The organism is Yersinia sp. 1252 StPb PI (genome assembly GCF_048593885.1).
Classification (GTDB): Bacteria; Pseudomonadota; Gammaproteobacteria; order Enterobacterales; family Enterobacteriaceae; genus Yersinia; species Yersinia enterocolitica_E.
Genome location: NZ_JAZGQE010000428.1, coordinates 1 through 793 on the forward strand (window position 1 = coordinate 1; position 793 = coordinate 793).

Consider the following 793-nt stretch of genomic DNA (forward strand, 5'->3'; position numbering starts at 1 on the left):
CTACGAACCGGCGATAAATCAAAGAGACCGGTACCGACGCAAGTTGTCCCGCCGACTCCAGTCAAGACAGTGAAGGCAGTGAAAGCGAAAGTGAGAAAGATAATGGAGGCGGCATGAGTGGATATCAGCTTATTTATTGTGACCCACCCTGGCAGTACGGGAACAAGGCCAGCAATGGCGCGGCAATTAATCACTACAGCACGATGTCACTCACCGATTTAAAGCGCCTCCCTGTTTGGTCCCTCGCAGCACCAGATGCAGTTCTCGCCATGTGGTACACCGGCAACTTCAACGATGAAGCCAAGCAGCTCGCTGAAGCGTGGGGCTTTCAGGTTCGCACGATGAAGGGATTTACCTGGGTGAAGCTGAATCAGTTGGCAGAGGACCACATAAACAAGGCGCTGGCAGCCAGTGAGGTTAACGACTTTTACGACTTTCTCGCTCTACTTAACGCTCAATCACGGATGAATGGCGGCAACTACACGCGGGCCAATACGGAAGATGTGCTGATCGCAGTGCGCGGCAATGGCCTTGAACGGCTTAACGCCAGTATCAAACAAGTTGTGTACTCACCACTTGGCGAACATAGCGAAAAGCCGTGGGAAGTGCGCCACCGGCTGGAATTGCTATATGGCGATGTTAAACGCATCGAGTTGTTTTCAAGGAAGGATTTGGATGGGTGGGATACCTGGGGCAATGAGTGCGATCAATCAATCAAACTAATACCTGGCAGTTCGGAGGCAGCATGAACCAACCAAAAGTAACGGAAATATTGATAGGCATATGCTTTGCA

At 51.1% G+C, this 793-nt stretch carries 1 protein-coding gene; it reads left to right on the forward strand.

Annotated features, from left to right (window positions below):
- Nucleotides 1-113: 113 nt before the first annotated feature.
- Entirely contained in the window at nucleotides 114-749 is a 636-nt protein-coding gene (locus V2A85_RS24095; protein WP_420072608.1) for an MT-A70 family methyltransferase, read from the forward strand.
- The last annotated feature ends 44 nt before the right edge of the window (nucleotides 750-793 follow it).

What these genes read in the sequence shown, in the direction of transcription:
- V2A85_RS24095 (WP_420072608.1), top strand. Translation starts at nt 114, where the DNA reads ATGAGTGGATATCAGCTTATTTATTGTGACCCACCCTGGCAGTACGGG.